The organism is Halopiger djelfimassiliensis (genome assembly GCF_000455365.1).
Taxonomy (GTDB): Archaea; Halobacteriota; Halobacteria; order Halobacteriales; family Natrialbaceae; genus Halopiger_B; species Halopiger_B djelfimassiliensis.
The window spans coordinates 770,664-793,128 of the sequence record NZ_HG315686.1; the positions used below are offsets into that span (position 1 = coordinate 770,664).

At 57.1% G+C, this 22,465-nt stretch carries 19 protein-coding genes; 9 read left to right on the plus strand and 10 right to left on the minus strand.

The annotated features are described in order from the left end of the window. Positions 1–4: 4 nt before the first annotated feature. The 4 genes from TX80_RS14660 to TX80_RS18735 all read right to left on the minus strand — a co-directional run bounded on the left by TX80_RS14660 (position 5) and on the right by TX80_RS18735 (position 5,318). Entirely contained in the window at positions 5–2,614 is a 2,610-nt protein-coding gene (locus TX80_RS14660) for a Piwi domain-containing protein (protein WP_049923881.1), read from the minus strand. Beyond that, positions 2,611–3,330, minus strand: a complete 720-nt coding sequence (locus TX80_RS18730) for a DUF2797 domain-containing protein (RefSeq protein ID WP_230198756.1) — start codon at positions 3,328–3,330, stop codon at positions 2,611–2,613. Before TX80_RS18730 ends, TX80_RS14660 begins: the two co-directional genes overlap by 4 nt. Before the next feature lie 148 nt (positions 3,331–3,478). Beyond that, complete coding sequence (locus tag TX80_RS14670) at positions 3,479–4,195, minus strand: hypothetical protein (protein WP_049923884.1); 717 nt, start codon at positions 4,193–4,195, stop codon at positions 3,479–3,481. After that, positions 4,188–5,318: a hypothetical protein gene (locus TX80_RS18735; protein ID WP_394324885.1), complete on the minus strand. Its 1,131-nt coding sequence runs from the start codon at positions 5,316–5,318 to the stop codon at positions 4,188–4,190. The genes TX80_RS14670 and TX80_RS18735 overlap by 8 nt, the downstream gene beginning before the upstream one ends. Positions 5,319–5,390: 72 nt before the next feature. On the opposite strand from TX80_RS18735, the gene TX80_RS14685 reads away from it, so the two are divergent. The 7 genes from TX80_RS14685 to TX80_RS20025 all read left to right on the plus strand — a co-directional run bounded on the left by TX80_RS14685 (position 5,391) and on the right by TX80_RS20025 (position 13,433). Continuing rightward, positions 5,391–6,911 (plus strand): metallophosphoesterase family protein, encoded by a 1,521-nt coding sequence (locus TX80_RS14685; RefSeq protein WP_049924107.1) that lies wholly within the window; start codon positions 5,391–5,393, stop codon positions 6,909–6,911. After that, the gene (locus TX80_RS14690) at positions 6,908–9,619 is read left to right on the plus strand and encodes an AAA family ATPase (protein WP_049923887.1); all 2,712 of its coding nucleotides are present in this window, start codon (positions 6,908–6,910) and stop codon (positions 9,617–9,619) included. Before TX80_RS14685 ends, TX80_RS14690 begins: the two co-directional genes overlap by 4 nt. Then, positions 9,619–10,884, plus strand: a complete 1,266-nt coding sequence (locus TX80_RS14695; protein WP_049923888.1) for a DNA double-strand break repair nuclease NurA — start codon at positions 9,619–9,621, stop codon at positions 10,882–10,884. The genes TX80_RS14690 and TX80_RS14695 overlap by 1 nt, the downstream gene beginning before the upstream one ends. A 25-nt stretch (positions 10,885–10,909) precedes the next feature. Then, positions 10,910–11,575, plus strand: coding sequence for a hypothetical protein (locus TX80_RS14700; protein WP_049923889.1), 666 nt, complete (start codon positions 10,910–10,912; stop codon positions 11,573–11,575). Next, complete coding sequence (locus TX80_RS14705) at positions 11,575–12,726, plus strand: ATP-binding protein (RefSeq protein ID WP_230198741.1); 1,152 nt, start codon at positions 11,575–11,577, stop codon at positions 12,724–12,726. Before TX80_RS14700 ends, TX80_RS14705 begins: the two co-directional genes overlap by 1 nt. Before the next feature lie 77 nt (positions 12,727–12,803). Further along, positions 12,804–13,217 carry an ATP-binding protein gene (locus TX80_RS19825; RefSeq protein ID WP_230198742.1) on the plus strand — a complete coding sequence of 138 codons (414 nt, stop codon included), beginning with the start codon at positions 12,804–12,806 and terminating at the stop codon, positions 13,215–13,217. 81 nt (positions 13,218–13,298) lie between these two features. Next, positions 13,299–13,433 (plus strand): hypothetical protein, encoded by a 135-nt coding sequence (locus tag TX80_RS20025; protein WP_268258149.1) that lies wholly within the window; start codon positions 13,299–13,301, stop codon positions 13,431–13,433. 29 nt (positions 13,434–13,462) lie between these two features. Here the strand turns inward: TX80_RS20025 and TX80_RS14710 are convergent, their stop codons facing one another. Both TX80_RS14710 and TX80_RS19095 read right to left on the minus strand, forming a co-directional pair. Next, positions 13,463–15,736, minus strand: a complete 2,274-nt coding sequence (locus TX80_RS14710; RefSeq protein ID WP_049923890.1) for a hypothetical protein — start codon at positions 15,734–15,736, stop codon at positions 13,463–13,465. A 502-nt stretch (positions 15,737–16,238) separates the two neighbouring features. Beyond that, positions 16,239–16,421, minus strand: a complete 183-nt coding sequence (locus tag TX80_RS19095; RefSeq protein ID WP_154658666.1) for a hypothetical protein — start codon at positions 16,419–16,421, stop codon at positions 16,239–16,241. A gap of 461 nt (positions 16,422–16,882) precedes the next feature. Between TX80_RS19095 and TX80_RS19520 the strand changes: the two genes are divergently transcribed. Beyond that, a complete protein-coding gene (locus tag TX80_RS19520) occupies positions 16,883–17,245 on the plus strand; it encodes a type II toxin-antitoxin system HicB family antitoxin (protein ID WP_195893091.1) in 363 nt (120 codons plus the stop codon). Between the two features lie 665 nt (positions 17,246–17,910). Here TX80_RS19520 and TX80_RS14720 read toward each other — a convergent pair. Together TX80_RS14720 and TX80_RS14725 are read right to left on the minus strand one after the other, a co-directional pair. Beyond that, positions 17,911–18,924: a tyrosine-type recombinase/integrase gene (locus tag TX80_RS14720; RefSeq protein ID WP_326544632.1), complete on the minus strand. Its 1,014-nt coding sequence runs from the start codon at positions 18,922–18,924 to the stop codon at positions 17,911–17,913. 804 nt (positions 18,925–19,728) lie between these two features. Continuing rightward, positions 19,729–20,403, minus strand: a complete 675-nt coding sequence (locus tag TX80_RS14725; protein ID WP_230198743.1) for a recombinase family protein — start codon at positions 20,401–20,403, stop codon at positions 19,729–19,731. Positions 20,404–20,785: 382 nt separating this feature from the next. Between TX80_RS14725 and TX80_RS14730 the strand changes: the two genes are divergently transcribed. Further along, the gene (locus TX80_RS14730; RefSeq protein ID WP_049923892.1) at positions 20,786–21,085 is read left to right on the plus strand and encodes a hypothetical protein; all 300 of its coding nucleotides are present in this window, start codon (positions 20,786–20,788) and stop codon (positions 21,083–21,085) included. Positions 21,086–21,158: 73 nt separating this feature from the next. On the opposite strand, the gene TX80_RS14735 is transcribed toward TX80_RS14730, so the two are convergent. Then, positions 21,159–21,509, minus strand: a complete 351-nt coding sequence (locus tag TX80_RS14735; RefSeq protein WP_049923894.1) for a MarR family transcriptional regulator — start codon at positions 21,507–21,509, stop codon at positions 21,159–21,161. A gap of 40 nt (positions 21,510–21,549) precedes the next feature. Beyond that, a complete protein-coding gene (locus tag TX80_RS14740; protein WP_049923896.1) occupies positions 21,550–22,464 on the minus strand; it encodes a hypothetical protein in 915 nt (304 codons plus the stop codon). Position 22,465: the final 1 nt, after the last annotated feature.

The window sequence follows — 22,465 nt, forward strand, 5'->3', positions numbered from 1 at the left end:
GGGGTTAGATGAAGCCGATTTTGTCTCGGAGTTTGTTCGTTGGGGGTAGATGCTGGCGAGCGGCGGCAGCGCTCGCCAAGTCGGCGTACATTGTCGTGATGGGGAGGCGGGCAGTGGCGTTGGAGGCCCCGATGTGTGCCTGCGATAGGAGGTATGTTTGTGCGGCTAACGTCTCGATAGGCGTCTCGCCGTGCACGCGTTCGACGGTGATAGGTTGGGGAAGGCCGGTGCTTTCTCGGCTGGCGAGAGTTTCTGGTTCGCCGAAGGTAGCGACGATGGCCTTGGGAATGTCCTCGTAGATGGCTGCAGTCGCTTTCTGCGGTGTGTCGAAGTGAGCGCCGCTGTACTTCAGGACCCGGGCAGGGGCTTGCTTCCGGATTTCGACGACATCGTACTCGACGTCGAGATCTGTGAGGAACTTCTCGACTTCGCTGAGGTCTTCGTTTGCGAAGCCGTCTCGGTGAATCGTAATGTGATTTGGATACCGGTCGTATCGAGTCCGGAATCCCATCACGGCCTGTTTAATGATTTCTTTGAGTTCTTTCGGCGGGATTTTCTCCCCGGACTGCGGTCGGGAAGAGGTGTAGCCGAGGACGGCACCGTCTGCGTGTATCGCGGTCGTGGCGGCGGCGAGGTGGATGTGGTTTCCGTTCGCTGATTCGTCGTACTGGTGGGTGACGTCGATTCCGAGGTGGAGTTCAGAGTCACCGGGAAGAGCGCGTTCGATGGTGAACGGGATTCCTCCAGCAGCGGCGACCAAACCGAGTGCAATGTTGATAATTGTGAATCGCTCGTCGAGCGTCGCTTCGTACGCAAACTGGCTATTGAGATCCTTCGTAGCGAGGACTTTCTTCAGTTCGTCGTACACTCGCTCCGGATCTGCTGTGTCAAAGTATCCTGTGTCCTTCGGCGGGAGCGTGCAGAACGCGGCGTCGTAGTCGTGATCGTCTGGGATTTCAGCGGCGATCTCCATGCCGAGCTGGTCAGGCGACATCGTCGCATCGAAGGTGACCTCTTCGACGCTGTCTGGTGGGGCACCGATTTGTTCGAGTTTGGTTTCGAGTGTAGACCACCCCCGCTGAATCCGTTTGTCTCGTTTCTCCATCCGGATGTGGCATACTCGGAAGGGGTCTGGTGCTTCGTATACCCCGAGTTGTGTGACATCGCTTGGATGAGTCCCGGTTTGCCCACCACTGAACTGCAAGACGTTTGCCTCCGGATGGAAGAGTCCATCGATTGCGATGTTCCTATCGCCGAGCAACGGATTCGTTTCGAATTCGACTGTGTGCCCGTCGAACTGGAGTGGGCCGAGCCGCTCGACGAAGCGTTTCGCCTTTGTGATGCATTGCTCGGCCGACAGACGAGTATTGAGTCGTTGTTGCTCTGCGAAGTCTGATGCGAATTGAGCGAGGTTCTCAGGGTGACCTTGGAGCGCGAGGAGTTCTGGTGGGAACGCCATCTCCGTTCCGTCGCCGCGCTGACGGACCGTCCAGATGACTTCCCGGTCTGCGTCCTTGATCTCCTGTACTTTCGCCGGATCAACCCAAGGTTCCTCGCGGTGATACTGAACGAGGCTTTTGTTCCCCTCGATGTGGAGCTTGTCAGTGACGGTTTCTGGACCAACGCCGATAACGTATAGTCCCATATCTCGGTACGAGGGTGTCACCCTGAGCCCGGGATGAATCTCGTCTTCGTCGAGTTGGTCTAACGTTCGATCCGAGAGAATCCGATGGCGGTAATCGACGTGTAGGTAGGCTGCACGCGAGGGGAGGACCTCGACGGTAAGGTTGTACCGCTCGTGAAGACGGAACCCTTCTTTCTCGATGACGGGCTCGGGTTCCAGGATCTTGTCGATTCCGTGGATGTCGTACTGGTCGCGTTTCGCGTCCTTCAGGATTTCACCGAGCATTTCCCCTAGGACATCCCGATCATCCTCGTCCGCGTACACGATCGGTCGTTCATCAACCTCATTTATCTTGAAACGCGGGAGTTCTACTCGTTCGTGAGCAAGTTTCACGAGAGAGACGAGTTTGAATGCGTCTCCCACCACGACCGGAGTGACATCGAGTTGTTGGCGGACTTTGCGTCGCGCACGGTACGTCGCTCGCAACGCGTTCTCGCCAGAGGGTCGGAATCCTTGCTTCGGAACGAGTTCGTACTCGTAGACATCGTAGTCTGGAAGATCGTCCGTGGTACGGAATGTCGTGAGTCCGTGATCGCCACTATCCGCGGATGTGTCGGGTGTTTCGGCAAGCCCGTCTTCCAAGGCTTCCTCGGTACTCGGTGGACCCGACATTTCGAGAAGCGTTGCGTCGCTTTGAACAGTGAGATTCTGGTATCGCTCCCCGTCATTGCCTTCGTCGATGTCGTACTCGACAGCTGTGATGAGGTAAGTAGCTCCTCTCTCGTAGTCTGCTTCGTAGATTTCCTCTGGTGCGGAGTTTTTCCAGATCGTGATGGTTCGGTCATCGCCACCACCGTCCGTGAATTTCAGGTTACGGCGCGGGTACTGACCTTCGTTCTCGAAGACTGCGTCTAAGGTGAACCGAACAGCGTAGGTGTCTCCAACCGGTACGTCGTTGAGTGAGTTCTCGTCTAGGTTGACTGGTTTCATCGTGCCACCCCCGTTGCTGGGAGATACTCGGCAGGCGCTTCGATCGTGAGCTGTTCTCCTTTCAGGTGGTCAAAATTCACTACACCCTCTGCAGTCGCTAGGATCTGGCCACGCACCCCGAGAACCTCCGACTGGAGGTGTTCATCAATACCGACTTCGGGAAGATCCGTGACGGTCGTATCATCGCCTGTAAAGTGAACCGGGACCGTGACGATTCGATCTTCGAGAGCCTCCTCGTCCGCAGGGAGAACCGAGAACGGTTCCAGAGACCCAGTTAATTCCTTTCGACACGAGTGGGCGGCTTGAACGAGCTTTGTTCTTGGCCGGTCAAGCGGTTCGTACCACTCTTTCGTCGATTCCGTGGGGACCACTGCCTCCAGCGCATCCTCAACGATTCCAGCGACTCGACGGTTCGGTGTCCTAGCAACGATCATCCCGTGCGTCGCACCTTGCTCTGCCCAGCGACTGACGTAGCGATCAGCCTGCGTGATTCCGGCTTTCACGCCGTCCTTGGCAACCAGGTAGACCACGAAATTGTGGGCACACGACCGTCGTTTGAATGACGGGAACGGACAGTCTTGGTACGTACACGATGTGCCTGGGGTGAAGACGCACTGCTGGTGTGGCGGCTTCGACCGACATTCCTGACACGGGGAGTTGTCTGCACGCTTCCCACAATGCTGGCAGCGGAATCCAGACCGGACATCGACGCGGATCTCTTCGCCGACGAGACCAGCGAGGTCGATTGGTCCATCCACGTCAGCGAGATATAGTCGTGGTTTCCCCCGCGACCACGAGACCATCGTTGGGTGGCCATTCACCGACGCTCGTCGCTGAAGTGGTGTATTTTGTTGAGTCGCCATCTTAGTATCCTGTGAGGGTTCCCTGGAAATCGGTCGGGCTCTGGTACTTATCGATGATCTCGTCTGTCAGGTGCCGCATCGCCTCGGCTTGAATCGCCATCTCGATCTCGCGGCCGTAGAGCGTGATTCGCCCAGTATCGTCGAATCCGACATCGACGTGGATGTTTCGATCCGGAAGGTCTACGCGTACCTGTTCGAATGGATCTGCGAGATACTGTCCCCACCAGTCCGTATCTCTGAGATCGCCCCTGTCATGGGCCGACACGTAATCTGGTCCGTCGCGGCTGCTGGGACTTACATCGACGCGCTGAACGCGGCTGGATTCCTCGATAACCCGCCGTAGATCCTCTTCGTCGAACTCAACCGGCTCGAATTTCACGTCTTCCGCGAGCACGTCGGCTACTGTCGTGAGCAGTTCCTCTTCCACTTCCTTCGTCGCCTTTTCGATGGCAACGTATCCGTTCTGGAGGAAGAGAATCGCGTATCGTTCAGCGTGTTTCGTTTCCGCTGTTCCTTCGAGTGTCGGTCGATCGTAATACGTCTCACGACCGTATTCCACCCAGCATAAACCGTCTGATCCCTCCGTGAAGGTGTGCGGGAGCATCCCGCTGCGGAGGTCGGCGTTCGAGTCGAATGCCGAGGTGGCTTCGACTCCGGCTTCGATGTCTTCAGTGGCGATGCTCTCGTCTCGTAGGGGTACGATCTTGTAGCTAGCCATTGAATTCGGCCTCCTGGTTGATTCGCTGTTGGATGAGTGGTGCCATCGTCTCGGTCACTCGGTAGAATGCGCGTCGTCCCTCGCGGTCACGTTCGACGAATCCTGATTCACTAAGTTCTCTGAGGTGATAGGATATCGTCGATTTGTCACGGTGGAGTTCATCGACCAGTGTACCTGGTTGAACACCGCGATCGTTCGGCAGTTGGAGTATCTGTTTCAGGACGGCAAGCTTGGAATCCGAGAGTTCCTGTACGCGTGTGCTTGCGTTGGCGAGGTGGAGTCGTTTGGCAGCGGCGTTCGTGGCTGCGACGTCCCCTGGCTCCAGTTCTTTTCGAAATGCTTCTTGAAGCGACTCTACCGCGAGGATGTGGATTAGCCGTGGGATACCTTCGCTAAGTGCGTGAATTCGCTCCGCAGTTTCTGCGGGAAGCGAGAAGCCATCCTCTGATAGTACATCGAAGAGAACGCTGAGGGTTTCTTGTGTATCCTCGCGTGGGAATGCGTCGAGGTGGATTTCTTTTGCCGGAGGAAGGACGTCATGGATTCGATCCCGATTTACAGTCCACCGTTCCGGCGTCCATGTCGTCACGAAGAGCCCGCTATCGACTGCTTGTCGGAATTCAGTGAGCGATGTCCGGATTCGTTTATCGAGGCCACAATCGTCGATGCAGACGACTGGGGTCTCGAATCCGGCCAGTTCGTTAGCGAACTGATCAAGGAGGAATCCGTCGTCAACCTTCTTCCCGGGCTCGGTTGCGTCGATCAGCTTCGTATCGATGTCCTCGGGGAGTTCCGTGAGAAACGAGACGACGGTATGTAGCAACTGGGTCTTCCCGATTCCGGAGGGTCCGACAACGGGAATGTGGAAGATGTCCTGTTGACGAGTAACAAAACCTGCGTACTCAGCGATCTCGTCAAGCTCGTCTTCTTGGTTGGCCGCTTTTTCAGGGTGGTTCCGGAAGTAGTCCGTGAGTTGTTCACGGCTTACTTGTTCTGGTTGGAACCCGTGATCCGTCAACCAGACGTCGTAGCTCCCGACGTGCCCCTGTTGACCGCGTTCGAAAGCTTCTCGGAAGCGGTTTTTCTTGTCTTCGTCATCGTTAGGCGGTTCCATCGGTTCCAACTCCTCAAACTATCCAACTTATCCAAAACTATTAAAACCTGTTGGTTACACATACTGTGTGTGACATCCACTATGTTGACGCTTACTCACATCGCGGACACCCACCTCGGCCACCGCCAGTACGGGTTGAAACAGCGCGAGGACGACATGGCGTCAACCACGCGAGCAGCATTCAATGAAATGATCGAGGACCGTGGAACCGACGCGATCCTCGTGCCAGGCGACCTGTTCCACTCGCGGGATCTCCGCCCGAAGGTACTGCATCAGACGGAGCAGGAGTTAGCGCGAGTGCCGGACAACGTTCCACTGTTGGTATCGCGCGGGAACCACGACGAAAACCTGACACCGCGCGACGTGACGTGGTTGAATTACCTTCATCAGCGCGGACACGTCGTGTTCTTGAAGGCGGATCTATCCGCCGACACCGATACTGCGCAGTTCGAACCGTACGATCCCGACGATCCGGGCGAGTACGCAGGGTTTTACGACATAGATATCGACAAGTTGGACGGCCCGGTCCGCGTGTTCGGGTTGCAGTGGCGCGGGGCGAAGACCGGACAGGCTCTCCGGCAGGTGGCGAACGGGATTCAAGAGACGAACGAGACACACGGTGAACCGGCGTTTACCGTGCTGTTAGCGCATTTCGGGATCGAGGACGAAGTACCGACGCTTGGCGGAACGGTGACGCACGGCGAGTTGCGAGACGTCAAGGAAGTCGTGGACTATCTCGCACTCGGACACATTCACAAGCGGTACGAGGCCGGTGGATGGATCTACAACCCTGGCTCGCCCGAGGCGCATAACACACGCGAGGGCCGGGACGACTGGGAGCACGGGTATTATTCGGTAACGCTGACCTCCGACGCATCGGGGGGCGATGTGTCGGTCGGATTCGAGGCGACGCACCACGAGACGAAGCGCCGACCGTACTACCGGATGGAATTTGACGTGACACCCTACGAGTCGCCCGGAGAGCTGGAATCGGCGTTCCGTGAGCACGTGCAAAGCGAGCGATCGGATGTTGAGGAATACTGCGGGAAGTCGGCATACACAGCGCAGGGGGAGCCGCGGTCACCGATCCTCGATCTGCGGTTTACCGGGACGTTGCAGTTCAGTCGAGGGGACTTTCGAACCGATGAACTCGCGTCGTTCGCGGAGAAGGAGTGCGACGCGTTGTACGTCCAAGTGAACACTGGAATCCGAACAGCGAACGTCCAGCAGCTTATCTCCGAGATCGATGAGGGTGAGGTGTTCAAAGACGGCCAGTTAAACACGGCGGCGTTGGAAGATCAGGTGTTCGAGACGATCGCACAGGAGTCGATGTACTCAGAGAAAGCCTCGGACGTCGCTGACGTCCTGGGGAATGCGCATCAGATGGCACAGGCCAAAGAAGCAGCTGAGGATATCCGCGACACGGTGAGTTCGGCGCGCCGCGACCTGTTCCCAGAACTCGTCGACGATGTGGTCCTCGATATCGAGGAGGACCCGTTCGACGATGGTGACGGCGACATTGAAACGACAACATCGGAAACCGCGGGAGATGAGGAATCAGATTCCGAGACTGACGAGACTGCGGAGGTGGTGAGCGAATGAGGATCACGAAAGTCGCACTGGAGGACATCAAGTCCTACGAGGGCCGGACAGAGGTACCGATCGAAGGCGGCGTCACGGCGATTCTCGGCGAGAACGGGGCCGGGAAATCGACGATCCAGGAGGCGATTGGGTTCGCGTTGTTCGACTCGCTCCCGTTCAATAACAAGGACTTCGTGCGGGAGGGCGCAAGTTCGGGAACCGTCGAGATCACGTTCGACATAGAAACGGAGAGCGGTACGGAGCGGTTCCGAGTAACGCGGTCGATTGGCCGGTCAAACTACGGTGTCCATCGGTACGGCGCTGAGAGCGACAAGTGGGTGGATCAGGATATCGACTCGAAAACGGAGCTGATGCGGTGGTTACGCGCCCGGTTCGACGTCGAGGACAACGACGAACTGCAGAGCCTCTGGGAGTCGTGCATTGGGGTGCCGCAGACACGGTTCCTCTCTGACTTCTCCCAGACGGCGAAGAATCGAAAAGAGACATTCGACGCGTTACTGAATCTCGACGCGTACGAGGAGTCGTGGGAGGCGCTCAAGGACGTCCCGGACGCGATCGAGAAGCAACAGCAGGACCTCCGGAGCGACATCGATACGCTCACCGGGGAGGTACAGAGTCTGCCGGACGAGCGTAGAGAAGCGGAATCGTTGGCTGAAGAAGTAGAGGAGTTGGAGACACGCATCGAGCGGAAATCGAACGAGTTGTCGGAGAAAAAGACGGAGTACGAGGAGCTAGAGGCCGTCCAAGAGGAGATCGATCGTCTCGGGGATGAGGTCGAGTCGCTGCAGCAGAAGATCGAGGCGAGCGAGAGCAAGCTAGATACAGCCGAACAGGAACTCGAAGCCGCCAAGGAAGCACAGGAGAAGTGCGAAGCGAACCGAGAGGGATATCAGCGGTACAAGCAAGCGCAGGACCGGCTGGACGAGCTAGAGGAGCGAGAGGAAAAACGAGACGCGCTCCGTGAACGGAAGAACGATAAAGAGCAAGAGGTCTCGACCATCGAGGTCGAGGTTGAGCAGTTGGAAGACAATCTGGCGGAGTTAGAAGCGGCCAAGGAGACGCTAGATGAACTAGAAGACGAGAAGGAGCGATACGAAGAACTCGACGAGTGCATCGAGTCGCTGAAACAGCGCGAGGACGAGGTCGAGAAGTTACAGCGCAACATCGAGGAACTGACGACAGAAATCGAGGAGAAGGAAGACGAGATCGAGGAGAAGGAGGAGACGATAGCAGAGATCGAAGCCGAGTGGGAGGAGACGACCGATCCCGAGGAGATCGCGGGTGAGATTAATGAGAAAAAAGCTCAGCGGAAGCAGCTGAAGCGAGAGCGCAACCAGCTCGACGAGCAGTTAGAGCGATTACGTGACACGGACATCGACGCGCCGTGCCCGACGTGTGACCGACCGTTGTCCGAGAAACACCGGTCCGATGCGATCGAACAGCACGAAACACGGATCGAGGAAATCAAAGAGGAACGCGATCGGCTCGACGAGGAAATCAGCGATCTACGCGACCGCCGCCAGGAGGCGCAGGAGGTCAAACAGCGGTTCGACAAGGTCTCGATGTATCGGGAGCAGATCGAGTCGCTGGAGAACGAGATCGAAGACCTCCAGGGGGAGAAGGAAGAGACCGCGTCCGAGTTAGAAGAACTGAAATCAGATCTGGAAGAACTCCCCGAACTCGAAGCGCAACGCGACGAGTTAGAAGAAGCGTACGACGAGTACCAAACGGCCGAGTTCCGGGTGCGGGAGAACAGCGACGTGCCCGAGCAGTTGGAAGAGATGCAGGAAGAACTAGCAGAAGAACAGTCGGTCCTCGAAGAGATCAAAGACGACCTGGCGGAGTTCGAGGAGTTAGACGAGAAGATCGACGACGCCGAGGCGACGATGGAAGAGACAGAATCGGCATATCAGACGTACATGCAGTACGAGAAGCAGGCTTCGCAGGTAGAGGACCGACGAGAGACCGTTGAAGACCTGGAGAGCGAGCTTGAGGAACTCGAAGCGGAACGCGACGAAACGGAAGCAGAACTGAAGGAGTCCAAAGAGTCGTTTGACGAAGAACGGTTCGAGACGCTTGAAGCGGAGATCGAAGAGCTCAACGGCGAGATCCAGCGTGCAAGGGGAACGCTCGAAGAAAAGGAGAAGAACCTGAAGAACACACGCGAGGAGATCAAGCGGTTAGAGACGAAACTGGAGGAGCGACAAGAGAAGATCCAGCAGTTGAAGGAATTGAAAGCGGATCACAAGTTCGCTACGTGGGTTCGGAAGAATGTGCGGGAAGCCGGGCCGAAGATGCGTGAGATCATTACGGATCAGATCGGCGCGCGAGCGAACGAGCTGTTCCGGTCGATCCGTGGTGTGTCTGCAGAGACGCTAGAGTGGACAAGCGACTACCAGATCGTCGTACACGATGCGAACGTGCGGAAGTCGTTCTCGACGCTGAGCGGCGGGGAGAAGATGGCAGCCGCGCTCGCAGTACGGCTCGCCATCCTTGAACAGTTAGCGTCGGTCGGTGTGGCGTTCCTCGACGAGCCGACGGCGAACCTGGATCGACAGAAAAAGCGGAATCTCGTGACGCAGTTGAAGCAACTGGACAGCTTCGAGCAGCTCACGGTCATTAGTCACGACCAGACGTTCGATTCGATGACGGACTACACAGTCACTGTCGAGAAGCCCCGGCAGACGTCGGAGGTGACCATCAATTAATGCCAATCGACAAGCACGGGGTCGCTGCCGAGCTGGAGTCCAACGTTGAGACGATCGAAGCGTATCTGGAAGACGATACGGGGATTGTCGAGCGGTATCAGGACGCGTTCCAGCGTCTCCCTAAAGAATGGACGAGCGAGGAGATCCGTGAGGCATTGGAGGACGCGTCATATCCGGGTGCGTACCCGACCGACGAGTTCAATGACGTGAGCAGCATCGTCGTTCCGCACGCTGAGAGCGACGGATGGGAGAACCACGAGAATGTCAACGAGTGGGCTCGTGAAATCCTCCGCGATGTTCCGGTCATGGCCGTAGACGGGTCACAACTCCCGCCGACAACAGAGTTCAACGTGCCGCTGGCGTACGTGCAGTCTGCATGTGCGGTTAATTACCATCATGCTGACGGGCGTCTCGATCGAGACGTCGAAGGGCGGCTGTTGACACCCGACGAGATCACGCGGGAATCACAGGAGGGAGACTACCGGTTCGTGGATTCGCAACTCGTCGGCCATCATCGGTTCGAACACGAAGGGGCGCTGCTCATCGAGCAGCTCGTGGAGCTGGCGGAGGCCCGCGACGCCGGTGATGTTGCCCATACGCCAGTCGTGTTCTACGACGGTCCCTTGATCGCGTCGTTTGCGAACCCGTTGAAGCCGGAAACGCGTGAGCGGTACATCTCGACGCTGAGTCGGGTGATCGCCGCGAGCCAGCATCACGAGATTCCACTCGTCGGGTACGTCGCGGGATCGAGCGCGACTGAACTGGTGAAGATGACGCGGCTCCTATTGCGCGATGAGTTCGAAACCGACCGCGTCATTCCGGACGCGCATGTCCTGACCGAACTCATGAGCCCGTGGGGCGACACGACGGTCCCGTTCATCTCGAAGCGTGACGGGAGCGTTGACGCGCTGCAGGCGACCTACGAGGGCGAGCGGTACGAGTTCCGTGACGACATCCTGTTCTCGTACCTGAACGTGCCACCCGGTGCGGGTCTCGATCGGATCGAGTTCCCTGGGTGGCTATGCCGCAGCGACGGGCCCGATGGGTACGACTCGATGTACGAGTACACCGTCGAGATCGTGCGCGCAGAGGCCGGTGTCGGTCGCGGGTACCCAGAAATAATCCAGCAGGCCGACAGCGACGCCGTGCTTGACCATCAGGACCGGCAGCAGTTCCACCGGATCGTCCAGCGATGGGCCGAGTCGAACGACGTGCCGGTCGAATGGAACGTGAAGGCCTTGAGCAAGGAACTCCGCCGACGATGACAACCTACCATTACAGGAGGAATACATGACAGATTCTTCGACAGCCACAGACGACGCGGACGTCGATTCGTGCGTCCGGATTGGGAGTATCGTTTCGTCGAACAGCCACCTCGACTACGTTGTCGAGGTGTACAAGGAGCGGGACTGCGAGCGCCCACCGAAGCTCCACGAGCGCGAGTTCGGGCAACCGGTGTTCATCAAGAAGACCGTCGACGGGACCGAACACGTGGTGATGGGCGTGATTTACGACACGCAACTGGTTGATCCAGACCAGGGGCGAACCGGGCCGCGGTTAGCGCAGGACGACCAGGCACAATTCACGCCCGGATACATCGAAGAGCGAACGACGCTTGCGGGCGTAGCGCTTCTCGGCACTGCGGTCATCACCGAAGACCGATCGATCGCGGACCCGTCGCACCAGATGCCGCGCTGGACACTAGAGGTCGATGACACGGTCTTCCACTGTCCGAACGAGGTCACAGTCGCGTTCCACACCGTCGACGACCAGATCCAGTTGGCGTACGTCGATCGCCTCATCGACGTTGCGGGCGACCTCGGCGCGGAAGTCGTCGTCGCGTTGATCGAGCGGTTACGCGGTATGCTGCCGGACGATGATCCGAACCAGCGCGTGCTGGACGTCGTCGAGCAGAACGTCAAGTGGCAGGCGCGGCAACGCCGGGGGGTGGTGTGATGTCGGAACGTTCGAACGTGATCGGCACGGTTGCTGGTCCAGGCGATGATCCGAACGAGTTCGTGTTCGTGGCCCCGGCGGACCAGCCAATCAAGACGGGCGAGTTCATCACCTACACCGTCTCGGTCGATAGCGAGGACCGGTCGGTCTTCGCTCGCGTGACGAACCGCGAACTGATAAGGGGACTTCCAGAGGGGTATCTCGCCGATCCAGAAGTGGGGCCGGAGACGGTTGCAGCGACACTCGGTGTCCCGACCGACGATACAGAGTTGTATCGGTTGACGGCGACGGTCATCGGGTTCTACGATACGGACATGACGACGTTCGCCAATCCGCGGCAGCTTCCCGACCCCGGAACACCGGTGTCCATCGCACCCGATTCCCAACTCGAAACGGTACTACCGAATCTTGGATGCGAATCCGTCGAAACGGACGTTACAGACCTCGACGGCGTCGCGCACATCGGGTGGCTATTGAATCGCCCGGCAGAAGCGACGAACATTCACATCCCGATCGACAAGTTCGCTTCGACGCACTTAGCGATCCTCGCCGCCACGGGGAGCGGGAAGTCCTACACAGCGTCGGTCTTGATCGAGGAGATGATGCGACCGAGTTCACGAGCGTCGATGCTCGTGTTTGATCCGCACGGTGAGTATGACACTCTGGCTGAGATGCAAGGCCATGAAGCCTTCCAAGGCAAAGATGGATACGAACCAGACATGGTCTACTACGATCCAGAGCGGCTCCGTGTCCGGATTTCTGAATTGGATATCGGGGACGTCATGGCGATCTTGGATAATCCAAGCAACCGGATGCAGGATCGCCTCTCGACGGCGTGGCGTTCGATGCAGAATCAGGAAAGCCGAACGTGGGGGATTGACGAACTTATAGCGGAAATGCGAAGCGAGTTCGGCGCTGATGACGCCAGTGTCGGCGCATTAGAATGGCGACTCCGGCGGTCGATCCAGCGAAACGACCTGTTCCATCCGGAAGAGAACGTCCCACTTGACGAAACGTTAATCCCGGTCAGTGTACGGTCCTCCAGATGGACACGCTTGATCGACGTGATCAGCAACTCATTACGACCGTTCTTCTGCGACGGCTGTACCGAGAACGACTCGATAACGTGCGGAATCGTGAGTCTGAGATAGAGCACCCGATTTTCGCACTGTTCGAAGAAGGCCATCGGTTCGCACCAGCCTCGGGAGATGCTCCGTCGTTAGGGATAATGCGGACGATCACGTCTGAAGGCCGCAAGTTCGGGTTCGGACTCGGAATCATCAGTCAGCGGCCATCGAAAATCGATCCGGATGTCCTCTCGCAATGCGGCACGCAGATCTCGATGAAAATCCGGAATCCGAACGACCAGGACGCGATCAAGAAATCGGTTGAGGCTGCCGGCGAAGATGTCCTTCGAGAACTACCGGGACTAACGCCTGGGCAGGCAATCGTCTCAGGGGATGCGATGAATACGCCAGCGTTGATTCAAGTGCGGCGTCGGCGTACCGAGCACGGGGCGGAGAGTCGGCCAGTGATCGAAGAATGGCACGAAGCCTACGACGAACGGCAGCGTGAACCGACGCAGTCAGAAGCTGCTGATTTCGGCGAAGGCGATTCGACCGGAGTCCAGAGCCTCGACTGAATCTATCCACCTCTTAAGAAACCGTAGCTATCACAACTGCGTTCAAGCCGTACTGGTTGCAGAACGCCGACCTCCCAGTCGGTGCCTGACGACATCGTAGCCACGCTCGCCAAGCGCTTCGACGAACTTCGAAAGGCAGCACGATGTGACGAGAGCGACGCGATCGAGGCAGCGCTGATCCAGCAGATTGATACGCTGCTCCGGCAGGAACTGTGACGCTCGAAAGACCGACGCGTTCCCGGGACTTAGTCGCTGAACAACCGCGAGAGGAACCCGCCAGACTCGTCCTCGTCAGAAGTTTTCGTCGTTTCGACCGGCTGATCGCTGACTTCTTCCGTCTCCGCGACACCATTCAGGAGTTCATTGACAGAGTATCCGATCCACTCGGCGAACTCCTCAGGTGCGCCAATGTAGACGCTGGTGGATGACTTCTCGGACATGAACCGTTTGGGTAGGCGTTTCTCGTAGTCATAAACTTCGTACTCTTCGCGGTCGAAATCGGCAGTAATCGCGTCGGGTTCTGGCTCGAACGTGACGCGTCCGCCCTGAATGTCACGCTGCCATTTGATCCGTCCCGTATCGTACGTTTTCTCTGCTGGTTCGCCAGCAGGGAAGTACTCTGGTTCGTCTCGCCCGGCTTCGGCGTAGAACTCGCGGAAAATACGTCGAACGTCTTCGATGGTGCCGTTCCCACTGGTCCAGGGTTGCTCGGTAAGCATTCGGCGAGCGACGTAACTGAAGATCGGGTTTTCCCGTTCTAGTACTTCTGCGAGATCGTCTTGCGCTTCTCTGAACCCTGGGTCTTCCGGATTCGAGGGGAACGAGACGTCCATACTCAGAATCTTCATCCGATTCCGGAACTCGGACTTGGGGAGAGCGTCGTTCGTTGTAAATATCAAGCACGGCTGATCGACACTGGTTGGCGTCCAGTCTCCCCAGTAGTTCCGGATCGGACTCCAGTTCTGAATCTTGCGTTTTTCCGCGTCGATAATGGCGTACGGGAAGCACGTGTCCCACTCGCGGATACCCCGGATCTCACCGACGCCGACATCGTCCGCATCGACACCGGAGATAACCGTGTTGTCGGAGATCAATCGAAGGATGTACTCAGTGAGTTTGTCTTTCCCAGCGTCGCTTTTCCCTTCGATGTAGAGGTGCTGGAGAACGTTATCGAGTGTCCGTGATGGCGAGGAGAGTGCCTCGGCGTACTGGTTTGCGAATGGGGCCCAGAATCCGTAAAGGAACGCCTCGTACATTTGGGCCATCACCGCTGTTTCAGATTGCGTGTAGCCGTGATTCTCGACAGTCTCGATGTAGTCCTCGATCGTTTCGAGACAGTGATTCAGGACTTCAGGGGTCGGTTCGTCAGTGGCAACCAGAATCATTTCATCGTCTTCGCCGATCACGACTTGCTCAGCGTCTGGAAGGACAGACATCGACGGAATGGCTGTCGATTCCTTCACCTGGTTGTTGTACGCGCTCAGTGGTGCGGTAATACTGTGGTCCTCGACGGTCGCACCGCGGTCACGGAGACTCGCTCCGAACTCATCGGCTGTATCCTTGTCCACTTTGCTTGTTCCCATTCGGATTTTCTCATCGGGCGCACGAACTCGTGGTCGGTCGAGTGTATCCGTCAGACTCGTTTCGTGATCGGATTCGACGAGTCCTACATCTGGAGACTCATTACTATCGTCCATCTCGTCTGGATCATCCTTGTCCGTTGAATCGTCCGGTTCTACGATGGTTCGATCGGCGTTCTCGGGTTCCTCGATGAACGCGACTGTCTCGTCAGCTTCTGCTGGATCATCAACGACAGCAGTAACTTGATCTGCGACGTCTTTCAGATCCTCTACTGCATCCTGATTTAGCGCGGCCGTGTCACTCACATCGAGGTCACCTGCCCCAACCCAGTACTCAATGCGGTTTTCTCGCTCTTCTGGCGAGTCAGCTTCTTCGAGCGCTTCAACCAATCCTTCTAACAGTGTCTGATTGCTGTAGGTCTCCCGATATTGGTCGATAAAACGCTTGAATTCCTTGTCTAGTTGGGTTCCGACATCAGTCGTGAAGACAGAAATCTGGTTCGTATGGTACTCCCAAGAGTTCCGCGAGAGATTTGCGGATCCTTGCACGAGCTTCACCGTGTCGTCCGGCATCACGATCCGGTAAATCTTCGAGTGGACAATCTTCCGGTTTTTCAGTCGAACAGTGAGCCGGTCGTCCTGTCGAAGCTGAACCAGTGAGCGTGCAGTAGAGACGTCGTTAACCTGATCAGCATACTCGTCAGCGTTTCCGATAAGGACGTCTAGTGACCCGATATCGTATTCGGTCAACATCTTCACCATCAAATCTGGTGTCTCGGCGTAGGTTACTGCATCCACATGATGAGCTCCTTCGAATAGATCAAGGAAGTCCTCCCGATCTTTCACCATCGCTAAACGGTAGCCAGCTGCACCGGACCCGTAGAACTCCGGCATATCTGCGAACTTATCGAACGAGATGTTTGCTCTCAGCTCCTCCATAGAGGGACCAGTAACCTAACACGAATAAATCCAAGTAGCGGACTGGTAGTGTAAATATCAAGAAAGCCAAGACCCTAGCCAAATACACAATCAGTTTTGCCCGAAACAGATTTCTGGTTAGAGTACGTGACGACGTAGGTTAGAAGGTGAGAACCTACTCACAGGTCTACTTGGGTCTGTATACAGGCACTCACATATTGATGTACGTAAGCACGTACGTAGCTGTGTACTTGTGTATGTACCTGGCCGTGTACGTGACCTCGGCACCAGGTTTCTGAAGGGAGTGACTTCGTCGACAGTGACGGCCATTCCTGAGGACGCTCTCAACGGTGTCGATTCTCCCGGTAGTTCCTGGGTGGTTCAGCTTCGACTATCCGCCACCGATGCCTTGTCATTCCCCTGCGCTGAAGAGGTGGCTTCCACTCGTTATATGTCAGAAGTGTTGGTGCAACTGATCCAATATCTCGTATTATGACCCAGTCCTTTACCTTCCCTATCGGAATCAGTCATCTGATTCCTTCTTCCGATCAGGGAGCGGCACCTTGCCGAGATCCGGCATCTTGGCGATTTTATCAAGTTCCGGCTCATCCGTCCCGTCTTGAGGCCTAACCGTACGGGCTACATCATCGCGCTCTGGGAGCGGTTCTTTGCCAAGATCTGGCATTTCAGAGATCCAATCAGACATAATCAGGCCTACGGGCTGGAGATACTAATTCTTCATCTGGTCTAAGTTCGGATCTGGTTCGAGTAGGTCCTTGAGTCCGGCTATGTGGTCAGTCGGGTTCGAGCGATCACTATAAGTTCTGCACAGAGAACCACTGCTGATATGCCGTAAGCTAGCCACAGAACGGCGCTTGGCAGTATTCCTTGAAGGACGAGAATGGCTCCGGCGGCAGCAACGAGTAACGTGCCTGTGACAACCGGATCAGAACCGACTATGTCGAGGGGAGCTGCCATAGGTTCGTGGTTGTGATCCTTCGTTTAATAGGTGTATGGGACCGGCAGGTAAGTGTTGTTATTACCCATCTGAGGGCATGTGTAGGCTGTTTACCCTCCAAGTTTTGATGATAGACGATTAAATCGGTGGAAGAGTAGTAGAGGGATCGCTCCCCAGAACACTTACCGCTGCCAGATGTTCGAAGAGATATGGCTACGATCACGATTGAACGAGAAGACGACTGGTTCGTGATTACGGACGAAGAGACGGGAGTGACAACGCAGGGAGAGACGAAATTTGAAGCGCTGTTAATGCTGGCCGATGCTCTCGCTGGCTATACCGACACTGACGAGGATCCACTAGCCACTGCGCTTGATATCTTCGTCCCCGATCCAGACGCTGAAGAGTTCGCTGCCGACCTTCGAGATGAGGAGTGCGAATCCCCAGAAATACCTGAAGAACAGGTTGCACGGCAAAGAGAAGCATCGCTATGGCTACCCAAATCTCACAAGAAGACAGATTTCTCTGATCCAAATCAAGTCGAAGCCCTCCTTGAGCGCCTCGAAGCGTAATTCCAAGGAATGTAGTCACGTCAGCAGTGGATTTTGGAGAGACGATAGTCCCGATTTGGGCTCGGGGAACTCTGTCATTAGGATTCACTGAAAATCCGTACTTTTGATATTTCCGATTCTGCCATCATGCTGCTGAAACAGGTGAGCTTTCGCTGCTCTGTTGTAATTTTCTCTTCCGGCTCATAGCAGGTCATACGTTGAATAATGATTACTGCGATAATGACTTATCCAGAGCAAGCAGAGGACTTTCCCACGATAGGAGGAACTATGCTGGTATTAGCGAAAAGACAATCACCTAATGAACATCAGTCGGGATAGAAATCCGAGTCTGCCGTGCGCATGGTGGTCAAATCCAATGGCCTGACGTCGATTGCTTCAAACCGTACTGTGACGTAGAACCTGAGTTCGCCGAGTTACTTACACGAATTCAGTCTGTTGGGTTGGGTGTGGCCCTAGTACTATGTGTCTATGCGTCCATCCAAATGTAGGCGAATCGCATGACACCGGCGATCCCCGTCACGAATCGTAACGAAATCAAATCGGCCGAAGAGGGGTTCATTTATAAGTGTCATACTGCCGTTTGCCAAATGTTGCCCGTCACGCAGAATGATGGGCGCTGCAGGCCCCCGGATTGCCGCTCGTTTGGGGATACGCGGGTGCGTGTTTCATTGGTCTGAATTCCTCCGGATAATGTCCCAGCGGCGCGCTGCCTTCTCGCGCTCTGAGGCGCGGTCGTAGTGCTTATCGAGGATCTTCTCTGAGGCGTCGAGATCGTCCGAAACGACCGGGCGCGGGACGCCGTCGTTCCGGAACTTCGTCACTCGCGCCTTCCGGACGTCGTGGGGCGAGCGCGCCGACGGACACTTGCTCATCGACGAGTGCTCGGTCGCTTCGCACGTCTCGGGATCGCGGTCGTGGGGGCACTCTTCACCTCGAGCACATGGCCGAGTCCACCGATAGACGGCGTCGCGGATGCAGCTTGCTGACGCCCGACCCTGGTTGGTCGCGATCAAGGGGTGTCGGCCGTACTCATCAGTGACATCCGGCCGTGGGCCTTCGATCCACGCCTCGAGAACCTTGGCGTCGCGTTCGGTGAGCCGGACGAAACGTGCCGACTTCTCAGCATTCTTGAGGCGTGTCCCTTCTTCGGGGTTATTTTTGAGCCGGATTCCTGGCTCCTGGGTGCCGGTATCGAGATCGCCGATGTCGGGGGCGCGGATCGCGCCGGTGCGGAGTCCGCGCCAGAGCAGCACCCAGATCGCGTGATCACGGCTGCCGTACTCGTACCGCTCGAGGTAGTCGAGGATCGGCGGAACGCGCGCCGGAACGATCTTACTGTCGCTCACCTCGTCGTCGTCGGAGAGCTCCGGGAGCGGGACGCTCAGGTACAGATCTTCCGGTACAGCGCCGATATCTTCGACATTCCTGAGAAACGCGCGGAGTGTGCTCAGATTGCTATGAACCGTCTTCCGCGCGAGTTCGTCGTCTTGACCGTTGCTGTAGCCGCCCTTACGCCGCCAGTTGCGGTAATCGTAGAGGTCGCGGCCGCTCAGGTTGTTGAGATTGTCGATCCCGCCTTCTTCGCGGCACCACTCAACGAACGGCCGTAGTTCGCTCTTGTGGGAGGTATGCGTCCAGTCAGCACCGTCGTACTCGACGGCGTCGAGGTGGCGCTCCACGGCGGCCGACGGCGTGATCGGCTCGAGATCGTCACTCATCGGAGGCCCTCCGTCGCGCGCAGTCGCGACAGATCGGAGCTATGAGCGTCGCGTCGAGCCCGTCGGCTGGGGCTCCGCAGACGGTACACTCGCCTCCGCTAGTGGTTAGTGCGTGCGGTTCGTCTTGCCGTTGAGGGCGTCCGTGCGCCCTCGTGGTGGCGTCTGTCATCGTTCGCGTGGTTGACGCCACCTTTTCGGGCCCGCTGGAACGGGCCCGTTCTTCATCGTCCGAGAGAGTCATCAACGACCGTTTCGGTGGCTTAGTTCTACGTATGGATGGGTGTTGCATAAGTGTAACGCTATATTGGATTCAGTATTCGGGTCCGAATCTACCATACTCTTATAATCCTCGTCGGACAAGCTAGGGTAGTGAGACGGAGCGCGGACTGGCAAACGATCTGGGACGATCGTATCCTCGAGTTATTAGCTCGCGAAGGGCCTACGGCGGTCGGGGATATCGTTGATCATCCTTTGATTCGCGTGAGTAAGGCAACTGTGAGCCGTCGCTGCCGTAAACTGGCTGACCGCGGACTGCTTGAGGCTCACGGAAATGGAGTATACAGCGTTACTGATAACGGATTAGCGTATCTTGAGGGGGAGTATGATGCAGCGGACGCAGATACTCTCGATGTAACTCCCGAAGAAGGAGCGCGAAGGACGGCAGAATCACTCAACGACGACGGTAATTAGCCCTAAGCCGGTACAATTCCGCTATCGCGCCGACGAGATAGAGTAGATGCAACAGGATAGCGGACTCTACTAAGCTCATAATCCGTATAATTCTCCGCGATCGAGCGCTCTCCCGATTGTTCTCCGACTCGTATCCAATTCTCTCGCCGCTTGACGCTTTGACATCTCACCCTTTGAGACCATCTCGAGGACTGTGGTGACGCGATCGTAGTCGTCGGACTCTACGAGCCGGCCATCGTCTTTTGCGAAGCCGAGCGGCGCGGGTCCGTGGTGATACTCTTCGTTGTTCATTCGGGCCGCGATCCCCTCCTTCGTCCGCTGCTGGGCCATATTGGCTTCAAGCTCCGCGAATACGCCGAGTAGTTGCAGGACAGCGCGCTGAAAGGGGTCATCGTCGTCCGGCCGGATCTGCAGGCCCTCGTCGATGATATGCAGCTCCGTTCCCGCGCTCTCGAAGCGCTCAACCGTCCGATCCAGATCCCTAATCGAACGTGAGATACGGCTCACGGACTTACAGACGACCGCATCAAGGTCCTCGAGGGCATCGATCATATCCTGGTAGCCGCTCCGCTCGGTGTCCGTGCCGGTGCTCTTGTCTGTCCAAGCTACGGTCTCGTTGAGCGGACGCTCAAGCGTGTCTGTCACGTACGTAGTGGTCGTTTCTCGTTGCCGGTCGACGGACTGGTCCTCGGTGCTCACGCGGAGATATACGCCGATCATCGTACGATAGACGCGCAGGTAGGTGGGCATATGAAGAGCCGCCCTTACGCACAGTCTGTGCAAATACGTTCGTTCCCGCTGGGGGTTCGACAAGATACGGTCGGTGGGGGAGGGGGTATCTCCCGGCTATGCGCGCGCGTGGGAGAGGCAATACTTACCAACGGGCGGATCCGAGTCTCGGCTGGTTCGTTGGTAATCGAGACGGATGTCGCGGGGGTCGATTAGATTACCAACAGATTGGTGAGTCGTTGAATCGGTGAGTGGGTTAGTCGTGTAGTGGGTCACTCGCCGAATCAACGAGTCGTTGAGTAGGCGACTCGTGAATTCGTTGATTGGTAGATTCAGGCCTGATATCCTGGCTATACGGCATTTTATGGGCCACGGATTAGAGGGATAATGTATGTCGGAACATATGACCGATCGGACTAACGAACCGGACGTGGAAGCACTTGAGAGACTCCGAAACGGCCGATATAACCACCTTAGCGACGATCGGTCACTTGCGGCCGACGGACTCGAGGGAGATCTCTCAGATATCCAGCGGCTCAAGTTGGTAACAGTATTCGACGAGATATTCTCAATCGAGATCGAGAGTGTCTCAGTCGGGGATTTACCAACGAACCCGGTCGTTGTCATTCCGGAGTGCGACCCTGATACCGAGATCCATCTCCGTCGGAGCGCTCCAACTCCCGAATTGGTAACGGTTGAGTGACCCCACCCCTAGTTTGGAGTGAGCTTCTCAAGGAGTCAACAGGAAATCACCCCACCCCTAGTTTGGAGTGAGCTTACCAATTCTCGGTTGTGTCGATACTCGGAAGTTCGTCTTCCCACCCTTCCTTGGCGTAAGCGTCGTCGCTGGGCGCGGATTCGAAGAGTTGAACGGCTGAATCGAGCGATTCGAGCCGGCGCTTTAGCTTATCTGCTCGATCTGGGTCAACGTAGTAGGCACTGTCCGACCGTTCGACGAGCTCTTTCTCGAAGAGGCGTTCCATCGTGTTCGACGCGCTCGACTCGCTGATCTCGGTCTGCTCTGCGATCACGTCGGGGGTGAATCCGTACTCACGGTGCGTGACCAGAAAACTGAGCGCCTGGTACTTGTTCGTATCTGGCTTAACCGGGAACGGATCCTCCGGCATCGTTACCGATCTATTCGTCGGTCAATACATCAACCCCACGCTAGTCCTGCCACTCAGGCTCTTTATCGACAGACGCCTCTCCGCCGTTGAGCGATTGCTGACCGTCTATCTCTTCCGTCTCTGTCGTGAGCTTGGCGTCTTGGTACTCCGGCTCCTCCTCGGCGTGGCGATCGTCACGGTCGTCGGCAAAGCGCTCAGACGCACCTTGCGTGCTCTGCCCCAGGCGGTCGGATGTCCTGGCGGCCGCGTCACCGACGTCAAGCTGGCCCTGCCGGTCACGATCGTCGACGAGAGCCGGCTCATCTGCGTCCTCGGGACGCTCACCCTGGGGGTCGGGATCGAGGACTCCGGCCTCCTCGGCGTCCCGGATCCGCTCCTTGAGCGCGTCGCGGTCAATCTCCCGCGCCAGATCCTCGGCCAGGAGGTCCTCGTCCTCGTCCCAACTCTCGATATCTCCCGGCCGGATCTCTGGATCGGTCGCGACGCCCCGTAGTGCCTCATCGGGAGCGAGCGAGATATCGGCTCGAGACGCCCGCAGTGAGAGCTCACGATCGCGGTCCATCCGGTCGACGTGGTGCCGCACGGCCGGCTCGAGATCGTCGACGTCGACCTCCTCTCGGATCCGCTCGTGGATAGCGCGCTCGAGGAGATCGTGATCGTCGTCCCACTCGTCGCGATCGCTCTTAGCCATCAGCCGCGAGAGAGTTACCAACTCGTCGACTGAGAGATCTTCAATCGGTGGAATCTCGTCCGGAGCGGGCGGCATATCCGCGACTGTGAGCTTACCAACGTCGACCGGCTGGGGGTCGGCTGCTGGCTCCTCGACATCGATGTTACCGACGTCGACGTCTCCAGCCGGGCCGAGATACTCCCAGTGGTGCTCACCGCCATCGTAGGTGACTCGGTAAGCGTACGGCCCCGCACCGTTGATCCGCTTGGTTTGGATACTCGTCATC

What these genes read in the sequence shown, in the direction of transcription:
- TX80_RS19095 (WP_154658666.1), bottom strand. Translation starts at nt 16,421, where the DNA reads ATGTCTGATTGGATCTCTGAAATGCCAGATCTTGGCAAAGAACCGCTC.
- TX80_RS14690 (WP_049923887.1), top strand. Translation starts at nt 6,908, where the DNA reads ATGAGGATCACGAAAGTCGCACTGGAGGACATCAAGTCCTACGAGGGC.
- TX80_RS14730 (WP_049923892.1), top strand. Translation starts at nt 20,786, where the DNA reads ATGACCGATCGGACTAACGAACCGGACGTGGAAGCACTTGAGAGACTC.
- TX80_RS14725 (WP_230198743.1), bottom strand. Translation starts at nt 20,403, where the DNA reads ATGCCCACCTACCTGCGCGTCTATCGTACGATGATCGGCGTATATCTC.
- TX80_RS19520 (WP_195893091.1), top strand. Translation starts at nt 16,883, where the DNA reads ATGGCTACGATCACGATTGAACGAGAAGACGACTGGTTCGTGATTACG.
- TX80_RS14705 (WP_230198741.1), top strand. Translation starts at nt 11,575, where the DNA reads ATGTCGGAACGTTCGAACGTGATCGGCACGGTTGCTGGTCCAGGCGAT.
- TX80_RS14710 (WP_049923890.1), bottom strand. Translation starts at nt 15,736, where the DNA reads ATGGAGGAGCTGAGAGCAAACATCTCGTTCGATAAGTTCGCAGATATG.
- TX80_RS14700 (WP_049923889.1), top strand. Translation starts at nt 10,910, where the DNA reads ATGACAGATTCTTCGACAGCCACAGACGACGCGGACGTCGATTCGTGC.
- TX80_RS19825 (WP_230198742.1), top strand. Translation starts at nt 12,804, where the DNA reads ATGCGGACGATCACGTCTGAAGGCCGCAAGTTCGGGTTCGGACTCGGA.
- TX80_RS14695 (WP_049923888.1), top strand. Translation starts at nt 9,619, where the DNA reads ATGCCAATCGACAAGCACGGGGTCGCTGCCGAGCTGGAGTCCAACGTT.
- TX80_RS14670 (WP_049923884.1), bottom strand. Translation starts at nt 4,195, where the DNA reads ATGGCTAGCTACAAGATCGTACCCCTACGAGACGAGAGCATCGCCACT.
- TX80_RS14660 (WP_049923881.1), bottom strand. Translation starts at nt 2,614, where the DNA reads ATGAAACCAGTCAACCTAGACGAGAACTCACTCAACGACGTACCGGTT.
- TX80_RS14685 (WP_049924107.1), top strand. Translation starts at nt 5,391, where the DNA reads ATGTTGACGCTTACTCACATCGCGGACACCCACCTCGGCCACCGCCAG.
- TX80_RS14735 (WP_049923894.1), bottom strand. Translation starts at nt 21,509, where the DNA reads ATGCCGGAGGATCCGTTCCCGGTTAAGCCAGATACGAACAAGTACCAG.
- TX80_RS14740 (WP_049923896.1), bottom strand. Translation starts at nt 22,464, where the DNA reads ATGACGAGTATCCAAACCAAGCGGATCAACGGTGCGGGGCCGTACGCT.